25 protein-coding genes are annotated in these 23,226 nt (G+C 41.2%); 3 read left to right on the top strand and 22 right to left on the bottom strand.

The features are described from left to right. Positions 1–90: 90 nt before the first annotated feature. Positions 91–1,428: an MATE family efflux transporter gene (locus tag ACFRAK_RS03540; protein WP_394571319.1), complete on the bottom strand. Its 1,338-nt coding sequence runs from the start codon at positions 1,426–1,428 to the stop codon at positions 91–93. Between the two features lie 465 nt (positions 1,429–1,893). Here ACFRAK_RS03540 and ACFRAK_RS03535 point away from each other — a divergent pair, with 465 nt between their 5' ends. Further along, positions 1,894–2,628: an SDR family NAD(P)-dependent oxidoreductase gene (locus ACFRAK_RS03535; protein WP_387707084.1), complete on the top strand. Its 735-nt coding sequence runs from the start codon at positions 1,894–1,896 to the stop codon at positions 2,626–2,628. Between the two features lie 88 nt (positions 2,629–2,716). On the opposite strand, the gene ACFRAK_RS03530 is transcribed toward ACFRAK_RS03535, so the two are convergent. The 17 genes from ACFRAK_RS03530 to ACFRAK_RS03450 form a co-directional block, all read right to left on the bottom strand. After that, entirely contained in the window at positions 2,717–3,202 is a 486-nt protein-coding gene (locus tag ACFRAK_RS03530) for a DedA family protein (protein WP_192206106.1), read from the bottom strand. A 241-nt stretch (positions 3,203–3,443) separates the two neighbouring features. Further along, positions 3,444–3,992, bottom strand: coding sequence for a signal peptidase I (gene lepB / locus ACFRAK_RS03525; RefSeq protein WP_192206107.1), 549 nt, complete (start codon positions 3,990–3,992; stop codon positions 3,444–3,446). Positions 3,993–4,086: 94 nt separating this feature from the next. Then, entirely contained in the window at positions 4,087–4,470 is a 384-nt protein-coding gene (locus ACFRAK_RS03520; RefSeq protein WP_394571318.1) for a DnaJ family domain-containing protein, read from the bottom strand. Between the two features lie 583 nt (positions 4,471–5,053). Next, positions 5,054–5,272 (bottom strand): helix-turn-helix domain-containing protein, encoded by a 219-nt coding sequence (locus ACFRAK_RS03515; protein WP_283915419.1) that lies wholly within the window; start codon positions 5,270–5,272, stop codon positions 5,054–5,056. Between the two features lie 10 nt (positions 5,273–5,282). Next, positions 5,283–5,765 (bottom strand): DUF2975 domain-containing protein, encoded by a 483-nt coding sequence (locus ACFRAK_RS03510; protein WP_394571317.1) that lies wholly within the window; start codon positions 5,763–5,765, stop codon positions 5,283–5,285. Positions 5,766–6,188: 423 nt separating this feature from the next. After that, positions 6,189–8,078, bottom strand: coding sequence for an immunoglobulin-like domain-containing protein (locus tag ACFRAK_RS03505; RefSeq protein WP_394571316.1), 1,890 nt, complete (start codon positions 8,076–8,078; stop codon positions 6,189–6,191). Positions 8,079–8,253: 175 nt separating this feature from the next. After that, entirely contained in the window at positions 8,254–8,664 is a 411-nt protein-coding gene (locus ACFRAK_RS03500; protein WP_394571315.1) for a DUF4064 domain-containing protein, read from the bottom strand. A gap of 366 nt (positions 8,665–9,030) precedes the next feature. Beyond that, positions 9,031–10,479, bottom strand: a complete 1,449-nt coding sequence (gene cobA, locus ACFRAK_RS03495; RefSeq protein ID WP_394571314.1) for a uroporphyrinogen-III C-methyltransferase — start codon at positions 10,477–10,479, stop codon at positions 9,031–9,033. A 13-nt stretch (positions 10,480–10,492) separates the two neighbouring features. Continuing rightward, positions 10,493–11,308, bottom strand: coding sequence for a uroporphyrinogen-III synthase (locus ACFRAK_RS03490; RefSeq protein ID WP_394571313.1), 816 nt, complete (start codon positions 11,306–11,308; stop codon positions 10,493–10,495). A 344-nt stretch (positions 11,309–11,652) separates the two neighbouring features. Then, positions 11,653–11,934, bottom strand: coding sequence for a hypothetical protein (locus ACFRAK_RS03485; RefSeq protein WP_394571312.1), 282 nt, complete (start codon positions 11,932–11,934; stop codon positions 11,653–11,655). Positions 11,935–12,064: 130 nt separating this feature from the next. Next, a complete protein-coding gene (locus ACFRAK_RS03480) occupies positions 12,065–12,775 on the bottom strand; it encodes a DsbA family oxidoreductase (RefSeq protein ID WP_394571311.1) in 711 nt (236 codons plus the stop codon). 74 nt (positions 12,776–12,849) lie between these two features. Continuing rightward, positions 12,850–13,305, bottom strand: coding sequence for an RrF2 family transcriptional regulator (locus tag ACFRAK_RS03475; protein WP_063232644.1), 456 nt, complete (start codon positions 13,303–13,305; stop codon positions 12,850–12,852). Between the two features lie 145 nt (positions 13,306–13,450). Continuing rightward, complete coding sequence (locus ACFRAK_RS03470) at positions 13,451–14,215, bottom strand: TIGR03943 family putative permease subunit (protein WP_394571310.1); 765 nt, start codon at positions 14,213–14,215, stop codon at positions 13,451–13,453. Further along, a complete protein-coding gene (locus ACFRAK_RS03465) occupies positions 14,215–15,225 on the bottom strand; it encodes a permease (protein ID WP_387602244.1) in 1,011 nt (336 codons plus the stop codon). Before ACFRAK_RS03465 ends, ACFRAK_RS03470 begins: the two co-directional genes overlap by 1 nt. Before the next feature lie 118 nt (positions 15,226–15,343). Continuing rightward, a complete protein-coding gene (locus tag ACFRAK_RS03460; protein WP_387602241.1) occupies positions 15,344–16,012 on the bottom strand; it encodes a YdeI/OmpD-associated family protein in 669 nt (222 codons plus the stop codon). A gap of 406 nt (positions 16,013–16,418) precedes the next feature. After that, positions 16,419–16,565: a hypothetical protein gene (locus ACFRAK_RS03455; protein ID WP_394571309.1), complete on the bottom strand. Its 147-nt coding sequence runs from the start codon at positions 16,563–16,565 to the stop codon at positions 16,419–16,421. 150 nt (positions 16,566–16,715) lie between these two features. Then, a complete protein-coding gene (locus ACFRAK_RS03450) occupies positions 16,716–17,471 on the bottom strand; it encodes an SDR family NAD(P)-dependent oxidoreductase (protein WP_387706536.1) in 756 nt (251 codons plus the stop codon). A gap of 390 nt (positions 17,472–17,861) precedes the next feature. Between ACFRAK_RS03450 and ACFRAK_RS03445 the strand changes: the two genes are divergently transcribed. Beyond that, positions 17,862–18,458, top strand: a complete 597-nt coding sequence (locus ACFRAK_RS03445) for a TetR/AcrR family transcriptional regulator (protein ID WP_394571308.1) — start codon at positions 17,862–17,864, stop codon at positions 18,456–18,458. 343 nt (positions 18,459–18,801) lie between these two features. Next, positions 18,802–19,305, top strand: coding sequence for a DinB family protein (locus tag ACFRAK_RS03440; protein ID WP_387706532.1), 504 nt, complete (start codon positions 18,802–18,804; stop codon positions 19,303–19,305). 297 nt (positions 19,306–19,602) lie between these two features. Here the strand turns inward: ACFRAK_RS03440 and ACFRAK_RS03435 are convergent, their stop codons facing one another. The 4 genes from ACFRAK_RS03435 to phnD are packed head-to-tail and all read right to left on the bottom strand — an operon-like array spanning position 19,603 to position 23,100. Then, positions 19,603–20,415, bottom strand: coding sequence for a PhnE/PtxC family ABC transporter permease (locus ACFRAK_RS03435; protein ID WP_394571366.1), 813 nt, complete (start codon positions 20,413–20,415; stop codon positions 19,603–19,605). A gap of 59 nt (positions 20,416–20,474) precedes the next feature. Then, complete coding sequence (locus tag ACFRAK_RS03430) at positions 20,475–21,260, bottom strand: PhnE/PtxC family ABC transporter permease (RefSeq protein ID WP_387706530.1); 786 nt, start codon at positions 21,258–21,260, stop codon at positions 20,475–20,477. Then, the gene (phnC, locus tag ACFRAK_RS03425) at positions 21,250–22,038 is read right to left on the bottom strand and encodes a phosphonate ABC transporter ATP-binding protein (protein WP_349727796.1); all 789 of its coding nucleotides are present in this window, start codon (positions 22,036–22,038) and stop codon (positions 21,250–21,252) included. The genes ACFRAK_RS03430 and phnC overlap by 11 nt, the downstream gene beginning before the upstream one ends. 27 nt (positions 22,039–22,065) lie before the next feature. Then, the gene (gene phnD, locus ACFRAK_RS03420; RefSeq protein WP_394571307.1) at positions 22,066–23,100 is read right to left on the bottom strand and encodes a phosphate/phosphite/phosphonate ABC transporter substrate-binding protein; all 1,035 of its coding nucleotides are present in this window, start codon (positions 23,098–23,100) and stop codon (positions 22,066–22,068) included. Positions 23,101–23,226 lie beyond the last annotated feature (126 nt).

Raw genomic sequence — 23,226 nt, 5'->3', positions numbered from 1 at the left:
GGGGGCGGGCGGTGAGCCTCGCACTTCCGCTCCAATCAACCTTAAATCGTTTTGTTTTAAAAACAACAATCTTTACGAAAAGAGCTTTTATTAAAAAGAAGATGATTTCATTAGACTATCGGCATCCATAAGCTTTGTTACTTTTCGGTTCAACCTTGGGATGTATAGAGCTAAAAAAACGGACCGTCCTAAACTGAAAGCCAGGAATGCAAGCCATAATCCATGATTGCCATGATTGCTGACCGCTGTGAATTGGACAAGTAGAAAAGCCAATAATGCAAGGAGCATTGAGTTCCTTACTGGAACGGCTTCTGTCGCACCGGTAAACACCCCATAAAAAATGAGGCCGATAAAGGCACTGAATGGGAATAGGACTATCCAAAGTCCATATTCATGGGCCAGTTCGATGACGCCGGGAATGTCCGTGAAAAGGAGAATGACCTTATCACTGAACAGATAGTAAGATGCGGCAAGTATGACCGAAGCATACAAGCCCCACCGCGCCGATAGTGAGAGTGTTTTTTTATAAAGGTTTATATCTCTCGAACCAATCGCCTTCCCGACCAGAAGACTCGACGCGTTCGCGAAGCCATCAAAACAATAGGCCATCAGGTAATGGATTTGAATGAGTACGGCATTGGCCGCCAGTGTCTCTGTCCCGAAAGTGGCTCCCTTGGCCGTAAAAAGATTGAAAACCGCGATCAGGCAAATGGTCCTGATGAATAAATCCCTGTTGACCACCATCATTTTTTTCAGGGAACCCCGATCGAACCCCTCCCGGAATGAAAACGAATCCGGTACGTTAACCGCTTTCCTGATCACCCACAAGCCCAGCAAAAAAGCGGAAATCTCTGATATCAATGAAGCGGCAGCAACCCCTGATACAGACCATGAAAAGCCATTTACAAAAACGAGGCATAAGACAATATTGATCACGTTCATGAAAACTTGAATGAACAAAGATGTTTTTATCCTGGATTTCCCGATTAACCAGCCTAAGATGACATAGTTCAATAATGCAAAAGGCGCACCCCATATCCGGATGCCGAAATAATCTGCGGCAAAGGCGGAAACGTCCGATTCCGGACCGATTGCGCCTAACGAGATATTCAAAATGGGTTTTTGAATCACGATAAAAAGCAGGCCGATGATCGCTGCAATGAAAAAAGGCCGAATCAAGGCCATCAGGCTTTGATTTTCATCCCGTGCCCCCTCCGCTTGTGCAGCGAAGGCAGATGTACTGACCCGTAGAAAACCAAAAAGCCAATACATCGTATTAAAAATTATGGTTCCGACAGCCACCCCGCCAATATAAGCTGGATCACTCAACTTTCCAACCACAGCCGTATCGACCGCACCGAGCAAGGGCGTACTCATCGTCGAAATCGTAAGCGGGATGGCCAAGGAAAGATACGCTCTGTTATTCATATAATGATGACCTCCTATGTACATGAAAATTCCGAAAAGTTAAAATGGAATGACGTTATAAAAAATTGTATTTAAAGTACAAAAAGATTGCAGTATTCGATTTTAATTACTAGAATTGAATATATGGTGCTCCCCGGTATGCATGAGATGCCTCTACAAGATTACTTGTGAATCATTTCAAATAGAACGGGTAAAACTATTTAGATATTGATAATTTCCGGTTTCAATATTAGAAGCTTGAAAGATTGATACCGCTTTCAACCCGCAGCAGTTATGGGAAGTCCATTTTTCCACAGGCATACATGTACTTTCTATTCCAGCAAGAAAAAGGATATTCGCAAGCCGGAAAATAAAATGCTTGACAGATTCTTGAAGGAGTTATAGTATTGCTCGTTGATAATATAACTTTTGCACTATGTTTGAACATATATTCATCGTTATAACAACTAATTAGGAGTGATCATGATGGGAAGATTGACTAATAAAGTAGCCATTATCACCGGCGGAGCATCTGGTATGGGCAGGGAAATGGTAGACCTATTCACAAAAGAAGGAGCACAAGTCATTGCTGCTGATATCAATGAAAAAGCTGTAGCTGTTGTGAATGAACTGGATAATGTCCATGGAACTGTACTTGATGTATCTTCAGACGAAAGCTGGAAAAAGGTGACGGATGAAGTTATCGCTAAATTTGGCAAAATCGACATTTTGGTAAACAATGCCGGTATCTCAACAGAAAAAGGCATCAACGATACGACTTTGGCCGATTGGCAGCTAATGTTAAGCATCAATGGTTTTGGACCATTCCTTGGAATGAAACACGTTATTCCTCACATGGCTAAAGAAGGTAAAGGCGCAGTTGTAAATATTTCTTCCTTCACTGCTCAAATCGGAATGGGCTTGAACTCTTACTCAGCTTCAAAAGGGGCCGTTCGTGCTATTTCCAAGGCTGCCGCAACGCAATATGGCCGCATGGGCGTCCGTGTCAATGCCGTATTCCCTGGTATCATCGAAACACCAATGACTCAAAAATTGGAAGAGTCAAAAGAGTTAGTGAACCAAATGATCAAAGCAACTCCATTACAACGTTTGGGTCAGCCGGCGGATATTGCAAATGCCGTGCTTTATCTAGCATCCGATGAAGCTTCATACGTAACTGGTGCCGAGCTTGTCATCGACGGCGGATACTCAGCTCAATAATTATAAGCAGAAATGGAAAATCCCGTTTCTAAAGATCCAGAAACGGGATTTTCTGATTCAATGAAGGAATTTGGTAAGTTGAAATGAGTTACGTTAACACACCAATAAAATAACCAAAAGTCGTAAATACCAAACACCAGCTGAAAGCACCTGCTCCTGCAAAGATGAAGTACTTTCGTTTCCCCATCCCATTCATACCGGAAATGTAACTGGCGAAGTGACGGACTCCTGGGATGAAATAGGCTATGATGATGGTCCAAGGACCGTATTTATTGAACCATTCCTCCAACCTCTCCAACCTCGCGGGGGTCATTTTGATCCACTTACCATGCTTCCTCAAAAAAGGTTTCCCCACCTTTTTTCCGATGAAATAACTGACAAGCATCCCGGTTATCGATCCAAGGAAACTGACAAGGAATGCTCCTTGGACATTCAAAACGGAAATGGATGACAAATAGCCGACAAAAGTCATCATGAACTCATCAGGTACCGGCAAACCAATAATCCCAATGGCCAACAGTCCATATATCGCAAAATAACCATAGTTTGATATTAAGTCTTTTATTATATCCATCTAAAGTACTCCATCTCAGCACCCTTTTTTAAAGTAATCCATATTCTTACACGGGCCTGGGTAACGTGATTACTCTTTTTTAATAGGATAACCTAATTTAACCCAAATGAGTTGATTTTCCTAAAAAAAAAGAGAAAAAAAAAAGAATGGACACGTTTTTTGTTGAAATACCGTAATGCTATTCAATAGAATATGAAAAACGGCAACAATAAAGCGGACTCTAACCTGAGTCCGCTCCATCTTAATTCACAAGCTTTATTTCATTGATTGGCCAATACACTAGATTCGCCTTGCCGACAATTTCATCAACGGAAATCGTGCCTATTTCACGGCTATCCAAACTATTTTGGCGATTGTCACCCATAAGGAACAACTGGCCTTCCGGCACTGTCATGCTGCCTGTAATATCTTCTAGCTTGAAGGATTCAGTCAGCGGCACCCCTGCCATCTGATTCTTATATTTGTCCAAGTAAGGTTCTTCATAAGCTTTCCCATTAATATAAAGCGTATCATCTTTATATTCAATATGGTCACCTGGCAGACCAATTACCCTTTTTATATAATCTTTATCTACCGTTGCATGAAAAACGACAATGTCAAACCGGTCTATATTATCGATATTCGTTCCAAACTTGGTAAGAACAATTCTTTCGTGGTCTTGCAGAGTCGGCATCATTGACTCACCGTCCACGACAATCGGTGCAAAAATATACGTTCGAATTAAAAAAGCTAGAATGACTGCAATCAATATCGCTTTTATCCATGAAAAAACTTCTTTTCTTTTTTCCAATCGAAGTCCCTCTCTCTGTTTTTTATTCATGTCATTATATCATAAACCTTTAATGATCACGTCATACAAATACCCACATTTTACACATTGTCAATCACTTCCATTTTTCGTGCTGGATTTCGATGCTTTCCCACTCCATTTCCCTGCACTGCATCTTAGCTGGACAAATCGCATTATATGTACGGACTTTCTCATTTATTTCATCAATTCGTTTCATTAATTCAGACTCAGTTCCATTCATTTTTTTCAATAGAACCAATCCGGACAGCTCATCCCGAATTTCTTTTTGCCATTTTATCCAAAGCGGAAGGTAGCCGGCATCTTTGGCCTTCGTCAAGAAGTTGTCATATATATTTCCCGATAGCGCCGACTCCGGAAGCGGTTTTCCAAAGCCAGGATTATTCTTCAGCCCGCCGTCTCTTTCATATTCCTTAAAAATCTGATCCATCCAGTTCACATGCCCGTGTTCTTTGCCCATAAACAATCCCCCTTCAGATCACTTCGCATTACATGTATTTACAATTATAACATTTTTATCAATATCCACTCCACCCTGGAGAATCAATCGCTGAACACTTTCTACTATTATATATGCATATCTTTCAGCCAAACACATTCAGACAGCAAAAAAAAGGATCCCCCTATTGCGTAACAGGTTCCCTTTTGAGGTGAAAACATTGCAAATCGCATCATATTTTTTCTCACTAATATCAATGAAATTCTCTGATTAAATACCATCAATAAACGCAAAGAAGGGATAGCTTAATGGCTATCCCTTAAATTCTCTATCGACTACCTTTAATTAAATAAATTTGTTATCTATTTTTATAGCTCTTTTCGTAAAGATTGTTGTTTTTAAAACAAAACGCTTTAAGGTTGATTGGAGCGGAAGTGCTAGACTCCTGCGGGAGCAGCGGGACAGGTGAGACCCCACAGGCGTTCACGCCGAGGAGGCTCACCGCCCGCCCCGCGGAAAGCGAGCATTGGAGGGGAAATCAACCACACCGCCCCGCACCGCATTACTTGGTGAATAGCAACAAAGTATGCGAAAACAGCCATGTTTATTGAGTGTCTTCGTCGCTTTTATACTCCAAAATCTCACCTGGCTGACAATCCAAAGTCTTACATATCGCTTCTAATGTTGAAAAACGAACCGCTTTTGCTTTTCCATTTTTCAGAATGGAAAGATTCGCCATTGTAATTCCAACCCTCTCCGAAAGCTCCGTTACGCTCATTTTTCGTTTTGCTAACATCACATCAATATTAATAATAATTGCCATATCCTCCACCTCAGACCGTCAAATCATTTTCTGATTTTATGTTAATCGCTTCTTTTAGAAGCCGTTGGAGGACAGCAGCAAAAACGGCGATAACCATAGAGGCAAAAATAATGACCAATCCGATTGGTATGAAACTTGGAGGGTCAACTCTCTTCCCCATGAGATAGTAGAGCGGCATACCTAGCAGATACAAGGTACTGATTGTGATGGCAGAGTATTTTATATTCTTTAAAGCTTTTACCGATAATTCCGAGAACGCTTGGTTCTTATCAATATAGCTTAAAAGTTTAAAAGCCTGATACAGAGCAAAGTAAAAAGGAATCACTGCTGCGTACATATCCATTAAAACGAGAGATTTCATATAATCCATTTTTGGATACAATTCTCCAGCAAAATCCCCAATCTTAGGCACTAAAAATAGGCACAAAGTAAGAATTGGGATTCCAATAAGAATAACAGCCACCTTCAAAAAGAGTGTTGTTCCTCGGTTCATAAAGTGCACCTCACTTATTTTTGTCAGTTTTGACTTTACTACACAATTTATTGTTTTACAATAAATTAGTATTGTTTTTTATTATATTATTATTGTTATTTAAGTACCCTTTTAATTTTGACAAAAATAAAAAGCATTTCTCATTACAAAGAAATGCTCTTACTTTAAAATATTAAATTTACAACTACTTCCGAATAGTTTAATAAAAGAAAACAACACCGAAAAATAACAGAACCTACTTAAAATAAATAAAACCCTTCGTAATTCACAGTAAAAATCACATGATATTCACCGTTAAATTCGCATTGAACAATAATTATTTCCATATTCGGAATTGGCATGCAGTAAAACAAGGAAATAAAAAACGTGAATTCATGTGTGAATTCACGGTAAAAATGTATTGTGAAATTGACTTTTCCCCTTCTATTTAACAGTGATTTTCCGTTTTACTTCTGCCTTGTTCTTCGATTTATCCGTAACTGTGTAAGTCAATGTATAGGTGCCTTTTTTCTTCGTATTCACAGTCCCTGTTATTTTGATCTCACTTGTTAAACTTCCATCAAGATTATCTTTCGCGGATACACCTGATTTAGGATTGAATGTCGAGTTATAGGCAATGGTTTTGCTTTTTGCACCGGAAATGACCGGCTTGGTGCTGTCTACCGTAATCTTTCTTGTGACTGTCGCAGTATTTTTTGATGAATCAGTGACTGTATACTTTAATGTATACGTTCCTTTTTTCTTTGTATTTACCGTACCTGTCACCTTTATTTTACTAGTCATGTTGCCATCCAGTTTATCTTTCGCGGATACGCCTGATTTAGGGTTGAATGTCGAATAATAGCCGACGGTTTTACTATTGGCTCCCGAGATGACTGGCTTGGTGCCGTCTATCGTGATCTTTCTTGTGACTGTCGCTGCATTTTTCGATGAATCGGTGACCGTATACTTCAATGTATAGGTCCCCTTTTTCTTCGTATTCACTGTACCCGTCACTTTGATTTTACTAGTCAAGCTGCCATCGGCATTATCCTTGGCACTCACGTTTGTTTTTGGATTGAATGAAGAATTAAGTTTGATGGTTTTATTCCCGGCACCGGAAATCACCGGCTTGACTTTGTCATAAACGGTTATTTTCCTTATGACCTTGGCAACATTCCCAGCTTTGTCCGCTACCGTATAAGTTAAAGTATAGGTGCCCACTTTCTTGGTATCCACCTTACCTTTCACACGTATGGCACTCGTTAAGTCACCATCTTTATCATCCTTCGCCTTTACGCTGGTTTTGGGATTGAAAGTTGAGTTGAATGGTATCGATTTACCAGTTGCTCCTGAAATCACAGGTTTATTCGTATCCTTGATGGGCACGACACCTGATGGCCTATTGGATATGTAAGCCGATGAAACATATCCCTTAATACCCTTGTCTTCCGTTTGTACGGGGTAAAAGACAAATTTATTTCCTTTAGATTCGTGATAGTCAAAATTCCCTTTGATGATCAAGCTTGTATTGGGTGGCACAAGCACCGCTCCTGCCGTAGTGCTTATTTCTTTCCTGATATTCGCACTGGATGTCGTCAAAACTTTGTCTCCGGCCTTGAACCAATAAACAGAGTCATGCGTTTGATCTGTCAGTGTGTATTCAAGATTTTTAAAGATGATATTTTCGGTGCTTTCCCGATCATATTGAAAGTCCGTTGTTTTGAATGGATATTTGGCCAGTTTTGTGCCATCCAAATAACTTTGTTTTTCTATCTCGGCAAAAACTTCCTCTTGATAGGCATTCGGATTTATTTTCCCGTTTTCTTGGTAAAGAGGACTGTTAACCGGTTTTGTCCCGTTGTATGCCATGACAGGGAAATACCAATTTTCGATGACCCTTCGTCCTGCACCTTTGATCTTGGGCAAATCCCTTCTTGAATACATGCCATTCAACACCTCGACGCCTGCCTCGATATTGTAGACTATATCATTTTCCAGCTTTTTCTGGTCATACCCACTTTTATTGGTAAGCTGCATTAGACCGATACCGCCATCGCCGGATTTATTCGGTGTACCGTCCTCATTAAACTGCCTCCAATCCCCGTTTTCCTGCGTAGCCACCGCTTTTACCACTTCAGGGGGGATTTCGGCCTCTATTGCCGCATTCGTCAGTAAGCAGTTAATTTGCCTATGGGAAGGATTTTCATTGGATTGAATCTTACCGAATGATGAACACGCATTGGTTATTCCAGACTCCGCAAAAGCCTGTCCATTGAACAAACCGAGCGTTAAACAGGTCAGTGCCCCAACCTTCATTAAAGGTATCCTCATTGATTGAACTCCAGTCTATTTATATTTAAATCTATAATAATAGTAACATGATAGACTGATGATTTCAGGTACAAATAGGAATATCCCCCTAAAATATCCTCACAGCACAAAGGAGCTGACCCGCATTTTCGGGTCAGCTCCTTTGTTTTCAAATTACACTATGTATAGTGCCGGATCATACGATCACTTCCACCGTTTCCCTCGGCTTCCTTACAAGGCACATGATACCCGGTATGATGAAGAAAAAAAGCGGCCAAACATGAAAGACCGTCAGAATGCCCGTAATGATCAATAAGATTCCGGCTCCCTTCGCTTTGCCGCCTTTTAATAGAAAGATAGAGATCAAACCGCCCGCCAATGCAATGAACAGCGATATGATTCCAGCCCATAGTATGCCCATGAACAACTTGATCGACATATCTACCTCAGACGAGGAAAACTCTGAATCTGTCATTAAAGAGTAGTCCATCATTTCTTTCATATCGATACTGTTGAGATAAACGGCCGCTATGATCGTCATGATTAAAAAAATCACAGCGATACCCACACCTAAGATACTTAATACGAATTCACATGTCCGTTTCATTTACTTCGCCTCCCTGGAAAAGTCACGTATATATAATACCCAATCTGTGAAGAAATAAAAGACTTTTATTCCTTACTCCCCAAAATCTTATGAACGTCCATTTGGTAAAGTTGACCAACTCCATTCCCTTTTTTCAATCGATCATATATTCATCTCTTTTACTTTCCAGGTTAATCACCTTTGTCATATGTTTTATAAATAAACGGACGCCTTCACAATCATTACGAATAACGGAACCAGCAGGGCAATGAAGAATAATTGCCATAAAATATCGCCCATATTAAACATGAAATCACCCTAGAACATTTCTACGGGTATGTATCACCAATCCCCTCCATAGGAAATAGACTCTGTTTTCATCAGAGCCTAAAAAACATTCCTATTCAAGATCAACTCCACCAATTGTTCGACAGACGGTTCTTTCGGCATCATGTCCAATGTAAATCCATAGTCTTTAAGTCTATCGCCGGTACTTTCCCCGATTACCCCGATGAGGGCTTGATTTAGCAGCCCTTCAACATCCACGTCTGCCTTTTCCCCATATTGCATCAGCATATCAACTGAATGCCGATTCGAAAATAGTACCGTTCCGACAGCTATCCCTTCCAGCATTCTCGGAAAGATTTCAAGAAATCTTTCATCGACGGATTTATCGACTGATTGAAAATAGTCTCCGTCCCCATGAGCAAGGTCTCTTTGATCTCTGTTTCGATCACCAACAACCAATAAGGTTCCGGCTTCCGACATCTCGGATTTGAGCTCGGCCATCAGTCCCCGTTGCTGTAAAGCCTTTTTCGATTTCCTTGATAACACATAAAGTTTAGAAGAAATCCGGCGGAAATCAATAGCATGTTCAATGAGTGAATCCAAGAATCCATGGACACTTCCGGGAGAAGTGAAGAGAATCCGATCATACAAAAGTAAAGAGAGCAGCTGACTTTCATCTATTTTCACTTTGGCCGCATTCCATTTAGGAAACTCGATGACTTCGCCGCCAAGTTCATGCAGAGTTTCTGCCAAGGAACTTTTTGCCGTCCCGGTCCGGGCCACTAAAAACCGTTGCCCAAACAGTGGCTTCTTTTCGAACCATTGCAGTTTTCCCCTTAGTGAAATGATATCCCCGACCAAGGTGATCGCAGGATTGCCAAGCGACCTTTCACTCACCCTTTCAACGATATCATCCAAAGTCCCTTCAACACTTTCCTGTCTTCCATAAGTGCCCCATTGTATGACGAGTGCCGGTGTATTCCCCGGCTTTCCATGATTGATCAAATTTTCACGGATATACGGAAGGTTGGCCACACCCATATAAAAGGCAACCGTATCGATGCTATTCACAAGCCCGTTCCAATCCATATCCTTCTTCGTTTGGTCATGGCCCGTCACCATCGCAAAGGAACGTCCATAATCCCGATGCGTGACGGGGACTCCCGCGTACATGGATGCAGCAATGCTGGACGTAACCCCTGGAATGACTTCGAATGGGATTCCCACATCTTTCAACGATTCGGCTTCCTCCCCTACTCTTCCAAAAACGGAAGGATCCCCGCCTTTCAAGCGGACGACCCGGTGCCCTGCCATTGCTTTGGAAACAAGCAGCTCATTGATTTCCCCTTGACTGATGCCATTCGTATAAGGTGTCTTGCCACAATATATCAATTCACAATCGAGGGCGGCAGCCTCCAACAGCTTTGGATTAAGCAATCTGTCATATAAAATGATGTCCGCTTTTTCAATCGCTTTTTGACCTTTTACGCTAATAAGGCCCACATCACCCGGACCAGCACCCACAAAATAGACCTTGCCCTTGGTCATGCCGAATTCCCTCCTATCTGCTTGCTATTCCCTGATAATATTTCACCAGCTCCACCATTGCACTGCCCATCCGCTGATCTTCAGGATATATGACCCGCTCGATCCCTTCATCGATTATCACCTGCGCCGTTACCTTTCCGACCGCAAGAGCAATTACATCTGATGCAAACAGGTCGGTTATCTTATCCTCCACACCTTGTTCACGGACAAAACTCATTAAATTTCGCGGCTGCGGTGCACTTGTGAACACAACCGAATCGATTTTGCCTTCAAGGATTTCTTGGATCAGCTGTTGCATCGTTTCTTTTTCGGGCGGTATATGTTCATATGGCAGGATTTCTTTATATTCCACTTTTTGTTCATCCAACCAGTTCATCAAAAGAGGCGCCGGATCGCCGTGAAGCTGCAAAGCGACCTTTACACCTTCAGGCAGATGGCCTTCCAGATTGCGAACAAGCCCTGCCGTACTGCCATCATCATCCCGGATTAACGGCTGCAGGCCAAGCTTTTTCAGCATATTCACCGTTTTATAGCCCCTGGCTGCAATTTTCATGGACTGTAAAGCTTCAATGAAACGATCTCCCGCTTCCATCTTCACTGCCGTTTTATATAATAATTCCGTCCCCACTCCCGTCGTCAGGATGATCCAATCGAACTCCCCTGCCAGCAACCGGGCGACATCTTCTTCCAAATGGGAATCATCCAGGAATACCGTCCCCTGTGCCGGGCGAACGAACGGGACTCCCCCAAGATTTTGAACGATTTTACTAAGTTCTTCCGTCTTCCTCGCTCCCAATAAAGCAACGGTCCTGCCATTAAGCTTACTCATCCTTGCCCCTCCTATATGTACATTCAATTAAATCCATCTCACCCATTATACAAATTTTCAGTCTTTGAAACTATAAAAAACGAATTCGATATCAAAATCAACGCTTTTTCTTTCTTTTATCCTATATAAATTCAATGAAAAAGTAGATTGGCAGCATTTTTCTACTTATACGTCGAATACTCGTGAGTTTCGAGCAAATACTCGTGAGTTCAGGGCTTTTACTCGTGAGTTTGGGGCAAATACTCGTGAGTTTCGAGCAAATACTCGTAATTTCCGGGCTTTTACTCGTGAGTTTGGAACACAGTAAAAAAAACTGCCACCAGGACAGCCAAATTTTCACTTTATTAACTTTTGTGAACGGCCCTTTGGGCAATACTCTCCTGTTCCTTTTTTACAAAAACATCATATTGAGTGTTTTCATGACGATCTTGAAAGTTATCAGAGCCTAAATTCATAGGCGTTTTCGTTTTGAATCGTATCCCTTCCCTTTCCAATTTCGCAACCACTTTAAAATAATTTTCATTCCCGAATGCCGTATAGATACATGTCCAATATTTATAGGAAATTAGTTTGGCAGTTACTGCACAGGCAATCACGAAGACTAGTATTCCAATCATTATATACACATCTTAGCTCCCTTTCATTTCGGACTTTTTCGAAAATCCATCCTATATACTATATTCTTTGCCGTACATAACATTTCCTTTTTAAGTAAAGAAGGAGACCCAGTTTTGGGTCCCCTTCTTCATATCTGCATTATTTTTCAGGCACGTTACAAGAACCGTCCGTACAGGTGTCGCCTGTTGCTGGATCATTCACGATTGTAAGCGGATTTTCCTCAGCCCATACTTTTTTTAGCGTATCCAGGAATGCTTCCGTTGGCTGGGCGCCGGAGATTCCATACTTGCGGTTAATGACGAAGAAGGGCACACCTGTAATACCAAGCACGCTTCCTTCTTGCTCATTTCCCCTAACCTCTGCCGTGAAAGCCGTTCCTGCCAGCATGGTCTCCGTCTCGGACTTTTCAAGGCCGGCCTCTTCAGCCAAACTAGCCAATGTAGCGTGATCGCCAATATGTTTGCCTTCGGTAAAGTAAGCTTTAAATAGGCGTTCATTCATTTCTTTCTCTTTACCCTTCGATTCAGCAAAGTGCATCAAGCGATGAGCATCGAACGAATTGGTTAAGACCACTTTGTCCAAATGATAATCGAGTCCCAATTCTTTAGCCTGTTGCGTCAGGTTTTGGCTGCTCGCTTCCACCTGCGCTTGGGACATGCCGTATTTCTTGGCCAACATTTCATTTTGAGTCATATTGATATCCCGCTCAGCCTCTGGATTCAACTCAAAACTGCGAAATGAGACCTCTACCTGATCATTATTTTCAAACTGCTTTAACGCCTCTTCGAATCTACGCTTTCCTATATAACAGAACGGACATTGATAATCCGACCAAATTTCCACCTTCATGTAACTACCTCCTCGTTTTAAGTGCAATCGCATTAAGCACATTATATAATCCTGGGTATCCTCTTGCAAGGATATTACCCCAGACACTCATTTTCAAAATTGGTGAAGTCGACTTTTTTCATGAATTCTTCCAATGTATAGCCCTTTAGCAGGCGCAATGTTTCCTTTTCGGCTTCGTTCATGATTTCCTCCAATGCCGTATCCAGCTGCTTCCCGACTTCACCGCATTCGCTCGTTTCCATACAAACAAGGCATTCCGGCCTTACCGCTTGATACACATCCGCCAAAGTAAGCTGAGACGCAGGCACCTTCAAGCTATATCCGCCTTCCCGTCCTTCCTTTGTTTCAACGATCCCCGCAGCTGCAAGCTGGGCCATCACCCTTCTTAAAAAAGTGGCGTGTGACTTCACCTTTAAGGCGATTGCTGAACTTGTCAGGAGCTTTTCGCTTTGTGCGAGCCAAACCAGAGAGTGAATGGCAATAGCGAAACGCGGCGGTCCGATTTGATTATTTCGATTACCTGAAGACATGATTATCCCCCCTTACGCCCTATCCATGGTAAGGTCATTATACTATGTTACGTGCTCCTGAACAAATGGCGCCGTTTCCGTTTTTTCGACCGCAGTGCACGATTTTCCGGACTGTCAAAAGCATCTTTTGCCGGATTTTCCAATTCTACTTAATGATTTGTACATTTTCATATAAATAAGCTTCTTCGGGTGCCTTTATTTTCTTCGACTCCTTTAAATCGATCACAGGTACGGGCTCCCCTTTATACCTTCCTTTTTTTAATGTCCCTGTAATCGTATACCAATCATTCGTCTTCATTCCTTCCACATTCCCGTTGACCATATATCCATATAACGTGGCATCGACCACACAGCAGGACATGGAGAGGCGGGAGATGGCCATTTGTTTTTTCTTAAATGTATCCTCACGGTATATGAACCCCGAAATCTCTATTTCCTTCCCCTCGATCGTATCGAGGTTGTTCAGTAAATCATCCAGTACTTCAAAATAATTATCATCGGTTACCGAGATTTTCTCCCCATTCGCATGTTTCCCTGAATCATATGAATTTACCATCTGTGTCTGCTGCTTCGCCAGCCCCCTTTTCGCCAGCACTTCCCCGCTTAATGTAAAATCGGTCAAGATGAAGCCCAGAAGAATCGGAATGAAGAACAAACTATAATTCAGGACCAGTGCGGAAAAGGAAGACTCTCCATTCGATCCGCAATCACAATGATGTCCACCTTGTTTTTGTTTTTTCATTCGGATAAGGCTGATCACTAAAAAGGCAAAAAGCGCCGTCAATGCATATGGAATCATTTTGGGTGCAATCAATTTCGTTAAATATCCTGAAACATACAATTTAAAGATCATGAGACCCAGTCCAAGCAGCAGTAATCCTTCAAGTCTCTGGATAAATAAACGTTTCATCAGAAGCCCCCCTTACTGATCAATCCACTTGCAATCAGGCATAGGCTGAAGACGACTGCGAAAACAAGCAGGACATACATGACGACGAAGCTCCGTTTAAAACAGGACATCATGATCAGGACATTTTTTAAATCCAGCATGGGACCAAATACAAGGAAACCGAGTATGGAGCCTGGCAGAAAGCTATGGGAAAAGGAGGCAGCAACGAATGCATCGGCTGATGAACAGAGTGAAAGCAAAAATGCAATGCCCATCATCAATGCCGTGCCTTTTATTGGCGCCTGACCAATACCGGCCATTACGGACCGATCCATAAACACTTGAAATACACTGGCAAACAAGGCCCCGATGATAAAGTATCTGCCGACCATAAAAAACTCCTGTGAAGTATGTTCCAAAAAGCTTGTCCATTTACTGGACTGAAGATCATGTTCATGCCCGTGTACCAGTTCCAGCCTCTCCTCTTTCACCACATCTTTCGTGCTGAATATATGAATGAATAAACCTGCAATTATGGCCGTCAGGACACAAAGAATGATTCTTCCATATAGAATGGCCGGATTATTTTGGAACGCATAATAAGTTGAGCCGAACACGATGACATTCAATATTGGGGCAGTTACGAGCAAGACCACACCTGCATGGACCGGGACACCCTTTTGGATCAATCTCCGGACGACCGGGATGATTGCACATTCGCAAACCGGAATGACCAGCGCCGCCCCTATCGCAGCAAAAATGGCTGTCAGGGGTCTTTTTGGTATCATCCGCTGAATGATTTCTTCACTGATGAACAACTGGATGAACGATGAAGCAATGGCCCCCAGGAACAGGAAAGGAATCGATTCTAAAAACAACCCCAAAAACACGACGAACACAGAGTGAAGCATCGGGTAGCCCGAGAAATCAAGCGCTTCGGGAATGAATACATCGCCTAGGAAAAAGAATGCAAGCATCGAAAAAAGCAGCATCACTAACAGCAAATTTCCCGTGTATCGTTTCAAAAGCATATTCTGTCACCTCGCAAATCAAAATTATTACGATTTAAGTTCGGATTCGGTCTAGTATATGCTTTTGATAGGATGAACAGAACATGAAAAAAAGAGAATGGAAGAACATTCCCCACCCTCATTTATTTCTACGATATAGATCCCTGCTCTTGTAACCTTCTCCTAAAATCGTTTTCATTTCCTTGCGCCGTTTCACTTGGGTAGCCTCTTGTTTTGCACTATACACGTAACGGGCCCAATCCTTGCGATACCCCGGGGTAAGTGATTGATAGAACGTAAGCAAATCAGGAGAATCCTGCAAATCTTTCTCAATTTCGGAAATCATTTCGATATAATCATCTACTGATTGGCTTGCTTTAGTAGATGGACGGTTCCTATTTTTCGAATCTTCTTTCAGTCCGACTACCGTAAAGACATCATCCAACCCGACCATACGTGCAAACTTCAGGCCACTCGTGCCAACATAACCATCATCATCCGCACCAAGGCCTTGCATCAGATCATCACGATGAATATATGTAGCATATTCTTTATTACCTTTCTTTGGGTAAGCCAAATAAATATAGCCATTTTTACTCAAATGATTTTTCTCGATCACCTTATCCACGATTCCTTTTAAAGAATCCATATCCAATACAAAAGCAAATATAAGATCATAGGCATTTTCAGTAAGCTCTGTATCGTAATCCGGCAGCTCTGCTAAATAATCCGCCCCAGCTGGCAGATTCAAGACTGCCACACTTTCATATTTATGTAAATTCAGTTTTTCTACTATTGTTTTAGCCATTGTCATACACCATCCTCGTTCATGTTGTCCATCCTCATTTTATAAGCTCCCCATTGCGTTAGCAACTTTTCTTATTGTTTCCTTATTCAAGAGAAAAAGGACGGGAAATAATTCTCCCGCCCTTTTTAATATCTTGGCTCATGCCTCAGAAAAAATCAATTCCAATGCCCAGCTTTCTCGAGTTTATTTTTCCCTTTGAAAGCAAGGATGATCAAGGCTAAATTGATGATTAACATGATAGCAATCGCATAGAGTACGGATGTATAGCTACCTGTGAAGCGAATGATCCTGCTTGTAAAATAACTCCTAACACTAATATTAATCTAATATCATATTTCGCCATCATTTTGCCTGCAATCGGCAGGAAAATCATGGTGACGATTGATGAAATACTGAAGTACGGGGATTAGCTTCCCATAATGCCCAAATCCTCTGTCATAGGTGTCAAAAACAATCCGCCTGCAGTCATAATGCCGCCTTTGGCGATACCGACCATAATAGCTAATCCAGCTAATAGCCACCAAGCAAAATGGATTTTTTTCTTCTTACTCATTGATGTTTCCCCTAAGTTCGCGAATTGCATCAACATCTCCTCAGTAAAGCCAGTAGCGTTATCGATTTGAACGAAACACTACTGGTTATTAATGGCTATTATTGTTTAATAACGGATTTCTTGGCCGATAAACACCAAGCTATCATCCACTTAACGTAATTTAATGGAACCGCCATCCACCATGATTGTTTGACCAGTAATATAATCAGAATCCTCACTAGCCAAGAATACAGCTGTACGTCCGATGTCACTTTCAAGCTCACCAAGTCTTCTTAGAGGAATTTTAGCTAGCATGTTTTGATAATATTCTGGTTGTTCTTCTGCCCATTGAAGCATGCCAGGTGATTTGGCAATCGGGGCAATGATATTTACATTGATGCCGAATGGACCGAATTCATTTGCTGCAACACGGGTAATTCCACGGATTGCTTCTTTTGCTGCTGCATACGTACCTTGATTGACATCACCATTAATCCCGGCACCTGATGCAAAGTTAATGATTTTGCCCTGTGTTTCCTTTAAGTAAGGCAATGCAGCTTGCATGAAGTAGAAGGTTGGATAGAATCCAGTATTAAAGGATAAATCCAATTCTTTTTGTGTTGTGTCAGCAATGGAAGCCATTCTTGAAGCGTGTGCATTATTTACCAAGATATCAATTTTCCCGAATTGATCAGCCACTTCTTTAACGATTGAAGCCAATTTCTCATGCTCTGCAAGATTAGCTTGGATGAATATGGATTCTGGTTGATATTCTTGTAATTCTTTTATCGTTTGGTTCCCAAGTTCTTCATTTAAATCGATGATTGCCACTTTTGCTCCTTCTTTAACAAAAGCCATGGCCATACCTTTACCAATACCGCCAGCTGCCCCAGTGATGATAGCGGTTTTCCCTTGAAGTCTACTCATTTTTCTATCCCCTTTTAATACATGTATTTTTTGAAATGCAAAGAACAGCTTCTCCATGCATAAATCATTCAATCATGCTTTTTACATCAGCATTGTGAATATGCACACTAGCATGAACCAATAATATATAACGTTGACTTACAAGTCAATCAAAAAGTTGACTGATTAGTCAATCAAAAAAATCATTCGCTAAGGAACAAGGATAACCTCCCTTTTCCATCGAAATAAGTTAGTGTGAATGTTAAAAATCCCCATCACCATTTTTTATGATAAACTTTTAACTTATATGGTAGAGTGTTTATAAACTGAAAAATTTCCTACCGGCCTTTTTTTATAATCAGTTTATATGCAACAATGATGAAATATTATTCAGCAAGTGAGGAATCAACGATGGCTCCAAAAAATGATGAACAATTTAAGATTATTCGAGATCAACGCTATGAAGAAATCAGTAGTGCTGCACTGAAGATTTTCGCACGCAAGGGCTTTGCTGCAACAAAAATCAGCGATATTACATCATCCGTGAACTTAAGTCATGGACTCTTTTATCATTACTTCAAGTCAAAAGAAAATATTTATGTTTCCATCATCATGAACGTACTGGATTTGTTTATTGAAACAGTGCATGAAGCGGAAAATAGAAAGGGCACACCTTGGGATCAACTGGTTTGGTTCACCGAGCTTACTTTTTCCGGTTCACCAGAGGAAGCCTTGGACCGCCGTGTTCTTGTTATTGAAGCTCAACATTCTGACACGCTCTCTAATGAGATTAAACAAGAATTGAACCAAAAATATGCTACAGCCATGAAAGGGATTGCCCGAATTATCAGTAAAGGACAGCAGGATGGAATTTTTGTGGAGGGTGACCCATTGGAACTGGCCATTTACTTCATTTCACTTAATCAAGGACTTTTATTATGGAATTCAAAAGATATCCATCCCATTAAGGTTTCCGTTAACCAAGTAATGCGTCAATTACAGGCATAAACTTAAGTAATGTGCATAGGCATTAGGGTATCAACGCTCCTGAAAAAATGATTCTCCTGGAAATGCAGACCTGACTTCAGATCTGTATTTCTTCCTCAAAATTATAAATACAAATGAAACATTTTCGATGTACTATAAGAGATATCTTTTAACACTCTTTATTAAATAGAAAACTTCAAAACATAGTGTCACAATCCTTCAATCATCTTGAATCCACTTTAGATCAGGTGTTTTTTCCGTAGTTTTTATGCATTCTTTATGCAGTCAGATATCCCTTTGTTTTTTCCTATATCAAAAATTCAGTGATGCTTTCATATGGGGGTATCACAAAAGGGGAGTTCTCATGAATTTTATCGAGTATGATTTGCTATTCGAATCAAGAAAACAGTTAATAGAGGAAATTACGGAGTTGGATGAAAAAATGCTTCACCATAAGCCAGTACCTGAAGTATGGGGCATCGCCCAAATTTGCCATCATTTATATCTTACGGAACAGGTTTTTACAGAAGCTATAGCAAATGGCATTCGGGAAAGGGATTTTAATAATATCATTCAAAAAAACATTTACCTGGTAACTAATAGAACTAAGAAATTCGTAGCCCCTGACATCGTTTCACCCTCTTCAACCCCATTTCAATTATCGAGCCTTATGGATTTGCTGGGAGAATCAAGGGATCGATTATTACAGGTTCTTTATGATATGGATTCAGATATCTTGTTAAATAGAAAGAAAGCCAAGCATCCCCTGTTCGGGGACCTCTCATTGGATCAATGGATTGAATTATTATCCTTGCATGAACAAAGGCATATCAAGCAGATACAAGAAATAAAGTCCGCCCTTATATAACCTTTCAGGCAATGACAACATGTAAGTCGATTACCAAACTTCATTTTGCGCTCTAAGAATGTAAGGCTTTTTACAATTTTGTCCGTTTCCTCCAGGCACTCGCTTTTCTAAGCAGGAGTCTCGTACCTTCCGCTCCAATCAACTTCTTTAAAAATTCAGATAGAACACCATTTGTCTACAAACTGAGACCACTTCATTTTGTGGTCTCCTTTCATGCATTCTATGAAACGAACGGACTGTCGGGGGCTGCACCAAATTGATAGATTGTGTCAGCACCCATATTTCCCTATTCTAGCATCAAGATGATACTTTTAGTTTCCTTTTGATTTGTGTTGCGAAGATTTCAAGACAGATTGCAATCATCAGGATAAAATAAGTGATTGCTCCAATTTCACTCAAGTCAAAGTAAAATCCACTTGCCATGAACATATCGAAACCGATTCCTCCTGCGCCTGCCGCTGCTCCCATTGCGACCGCCACTGCAAAATTGATTTCAAAGCGCATGAAAGTCCATGAAATGATATATGTGATCGATGATGGAATGATGACTTGGAACACGATTTGCCACCAATTCGCACCGCTTGCTTGCAGGGCTTCTATAGCACCTTTATCAATTTCCTCAAAGGATTCGGAGTAGGCCTTTACAAGGTAACTTATGGAGTGAAACGTCATCCCTATAACTGCCGCTACACTGCCCAACCCTGCAGCGACTGCAAAAATGAGGACCCATAACACGGTAGGCACGGCTCTAATCAGGGCCACCGATCCCTTTATGACAATCGATAATGACTTGGACGAGATATTTCCAGCCGCTAATAGTCCCAACATCATGGCAATGATTGCACCAAATATTGTCGTTAAGAAAGCTAAGCCTAATGTAACCGACACCTGATAAAGCGCTTGGGTGAAGGTAAAGTGCTTCAAATGCGGCTCAAAAAACATGGTCTTCAAATTATCGACGGTCAATAATAGCGCGTCCCACAGTTTTACATCCTTATAATCAAAACTGGCAAAAGCGTATATGGTCAAAACTGCTAGTACCAGCACACTCAACCTAATGGCGATCGAGGATTTCGAGAAGGGCTTTTTGGATAGTCGTTCAAGTAGCATTCTATCTATATCCTGGCCAGTAGGAGAAGGAAATGGTTTGATCGGACCCTCTGCCTGCATTATAAAATCACCCTCCTCACATAATTTGAGATCAATTCAATACATAATATCGAAATGATGATCGTTATGACGACAAGACTGGCAATGTCATAACTCAAGTTTTTATAATAAAGATTAAACGTAAAACCAATACCCGACCCTGTAAGCAGTCCGACCAATGTTGCATTCCTGATATTCGTTTCAATCATAAAAAGTATCCAGCTGATCATTTGCGGAATGGCTGAAGGGATAACAGACTGCGAAATGACGGTTAGATAACTTGCGCCGGTAGTCTGCAAAGCTTCTACGGAACTGCAGCTCACTTCATCAATCGTTTCAATGAAAGCTCGTGTTAAAAAACCGAAAGATCCAAAAAACAAGGCAAAATAGCCGGTCAAGGAACTCTGTCCGAATGAAAATAACAGAACTAACGCCCATATTGAGACATCAATATTTCTAAATAAAACGGCTACCCCGCGGCTGAACCCTCCGAAAAAAGCATTCACCCTTGTCGTATTGGAACCCAATATCGCAAATACAAAGGCCAATATTCCTGCGAGTGTGGTTGCAGCAATGGATATTAAAAGCGTTTCTTTCAGCTTTATCAAAATGTCCGGGAGTTTGGTAAGGGAATCCTTTGTTGGATAAAAATTCGATAACGACCATTGTATGGCCTTAGGAACCGAAGTAACCCCTTTTGCGATGCTGAATTCTGTAATGATAATGGAAACAGCCGTCGCAGTCCCTATAAGCAAAAACAATGCAAGTGAATTCCTTCTCTTTTTTGCAAAAACATCAGCCGACATGGGAACCTCCCAAATCAAAAATCAATTTCCCTTCATCTGATCCATAAATCTGATGGATATCATTTGAGGAAATATTTTGAGTTGTGCCATTGAAAACAATCTTCCCGCCATTCACACCGATGATTCGATCCGAATATTTCAGGGCAACATCGACTTGATGCAGGTTGACTACGACTGTGATTCCCATGGAAGTGCAGATATTCCTTAAATGATCCATGATCACTTTGGAAGAATTCGGGTCAAGGGAGGCAATCGGTTCATCGCATAATAGCAATTTAGGATTTTGGATAAGCGCCCGCGCAATGCCAACCCGTTGTTTCTGGCCTCCGCTCAACTGATCGGATCTTTTATAGATCAAATCTTCCAGGCCGAGAATTTGGAGAACTTTAGCAGCCTGAAGTTTCTCCTCTTCACTATAAAGGCCAAGGATTCCAGCCAGTGTGGATTTATAGCCTAATCGTCCATGCAGGGTATTTTCAATCACACTTAGTCTATTTACAAGATTGTAATGTTGAAAAACCATCCCTATTTTCCTGCGTACTTTCTTTAACTCCCTTTTATTCACCTTGTATACATGATCATTATCAAAAATGATTTCTCCGCTAGAAGCATCGATCATCCTATTGATGCACCGAAGGAGAGTTGATTTCCCTGCTCCTGATGGCCCTATGATGGAAACGAACTCTCCTTCTTTCACAGTGAAGTCAATATTGGATAACGCCTTTGTACCATTTCCAAAATGTTTTGAGACATTTTTCACTTCCAATAATGTTTTCATGTATGAACCTCCTGCATTTTATTGCCTTTATTTCGATAATTCCCGAATTGGATTGAACCAGCCATCCTCGACTTCTACCATTTTTTCTTTTCCGCTCACCCGTTTAAATAGACCTGATGACTTAGAATCTTCCGGTACAAAAACTTTCTCGTTATTTGCCATTTCATCGGACATCAACGTTTCAAGAATTTTTTTACGTGTTTCCTCACTGACTAATTCGGTGTTGACAACGAAAGGTGCATTCAGAACCGGAGTCACTGAAATGAGTGAGAATGTTTTATCTACAACTTTGTTGAAGGGTTCAGCTGCATCCTTCTTAACCTTATACACGGCACCAGCTTTATTCTCTTCCCCATCAGCCAGCTCTACATAATTATTGACACATGTGTCACAAAAAGCTGCCACTTCCGCTTTCCCTGTCAAAAGATTAACAGCCGATCCTTGGTGTGAACCGCCATAAAGCACTTCACTGAAGAATTTATCTTTCCCGCCTTCCAATAAATCCTCGGCCTTTAATTCCTTAAACTTATCTTGCTGTGAAAAATAATCAACGATTCCTGTGGAAGGAACTTTGAAGCCAGACGTAGAGCTATTTGATACGAAAGAGAACTTTTTCCCTTGAATTCCGTCAATCTTGTATTCGCCGTTGATTTTATAGTCATCTGCATTTTGAACGGCCAGCCAGCTATTATAGACTGCATCATCCAACGTACCTGATTCACCGCTTGGAACAACTAGAGGCTGAACACTATCGTTTTTGTTGTTTGCTTCAATATATCCTTGCGCTCCCAGGAATGCTAAATCTGCGTTTCCATTAGCAATTGCCTCTATTGCAATGTTATAATCCGTAGTTGTCTTATGTTCGACTTTCATTCCTGTGGCTTCCTCCAAGATCTTCCCGATTTCATCGCGGGCTTCCCCTAAATCTTCCCCGGATTCATTTGGCAGCCATGCCACGGTTAATGTATCATCTTCATTTGCACCTGTTGAACTGGTGGAAGAACAGCCTGTGAACACCAGCAAAATAACTAACATCAATATGGACATCATCGATTTTTTCACGTTAAATCTTCCCTCCCATTTAAAAGATCTTGTCTTATTTCAACACTTCCCATATAACAATACCGGTACAATGCTAACCTGCCGTTAAGGCGGCTGAATATTCAGTAAAATTTGTGTGAATTCGTC

It is taken from the genome of Peribacillus sp. NPDC056705 (assembly GCF_043656335.1).
The sequence above is the reverse complement of the archived record's forward strand: the minus strand, read 5'-3'. Positions and strand labels throughout refer to the sequence as shown.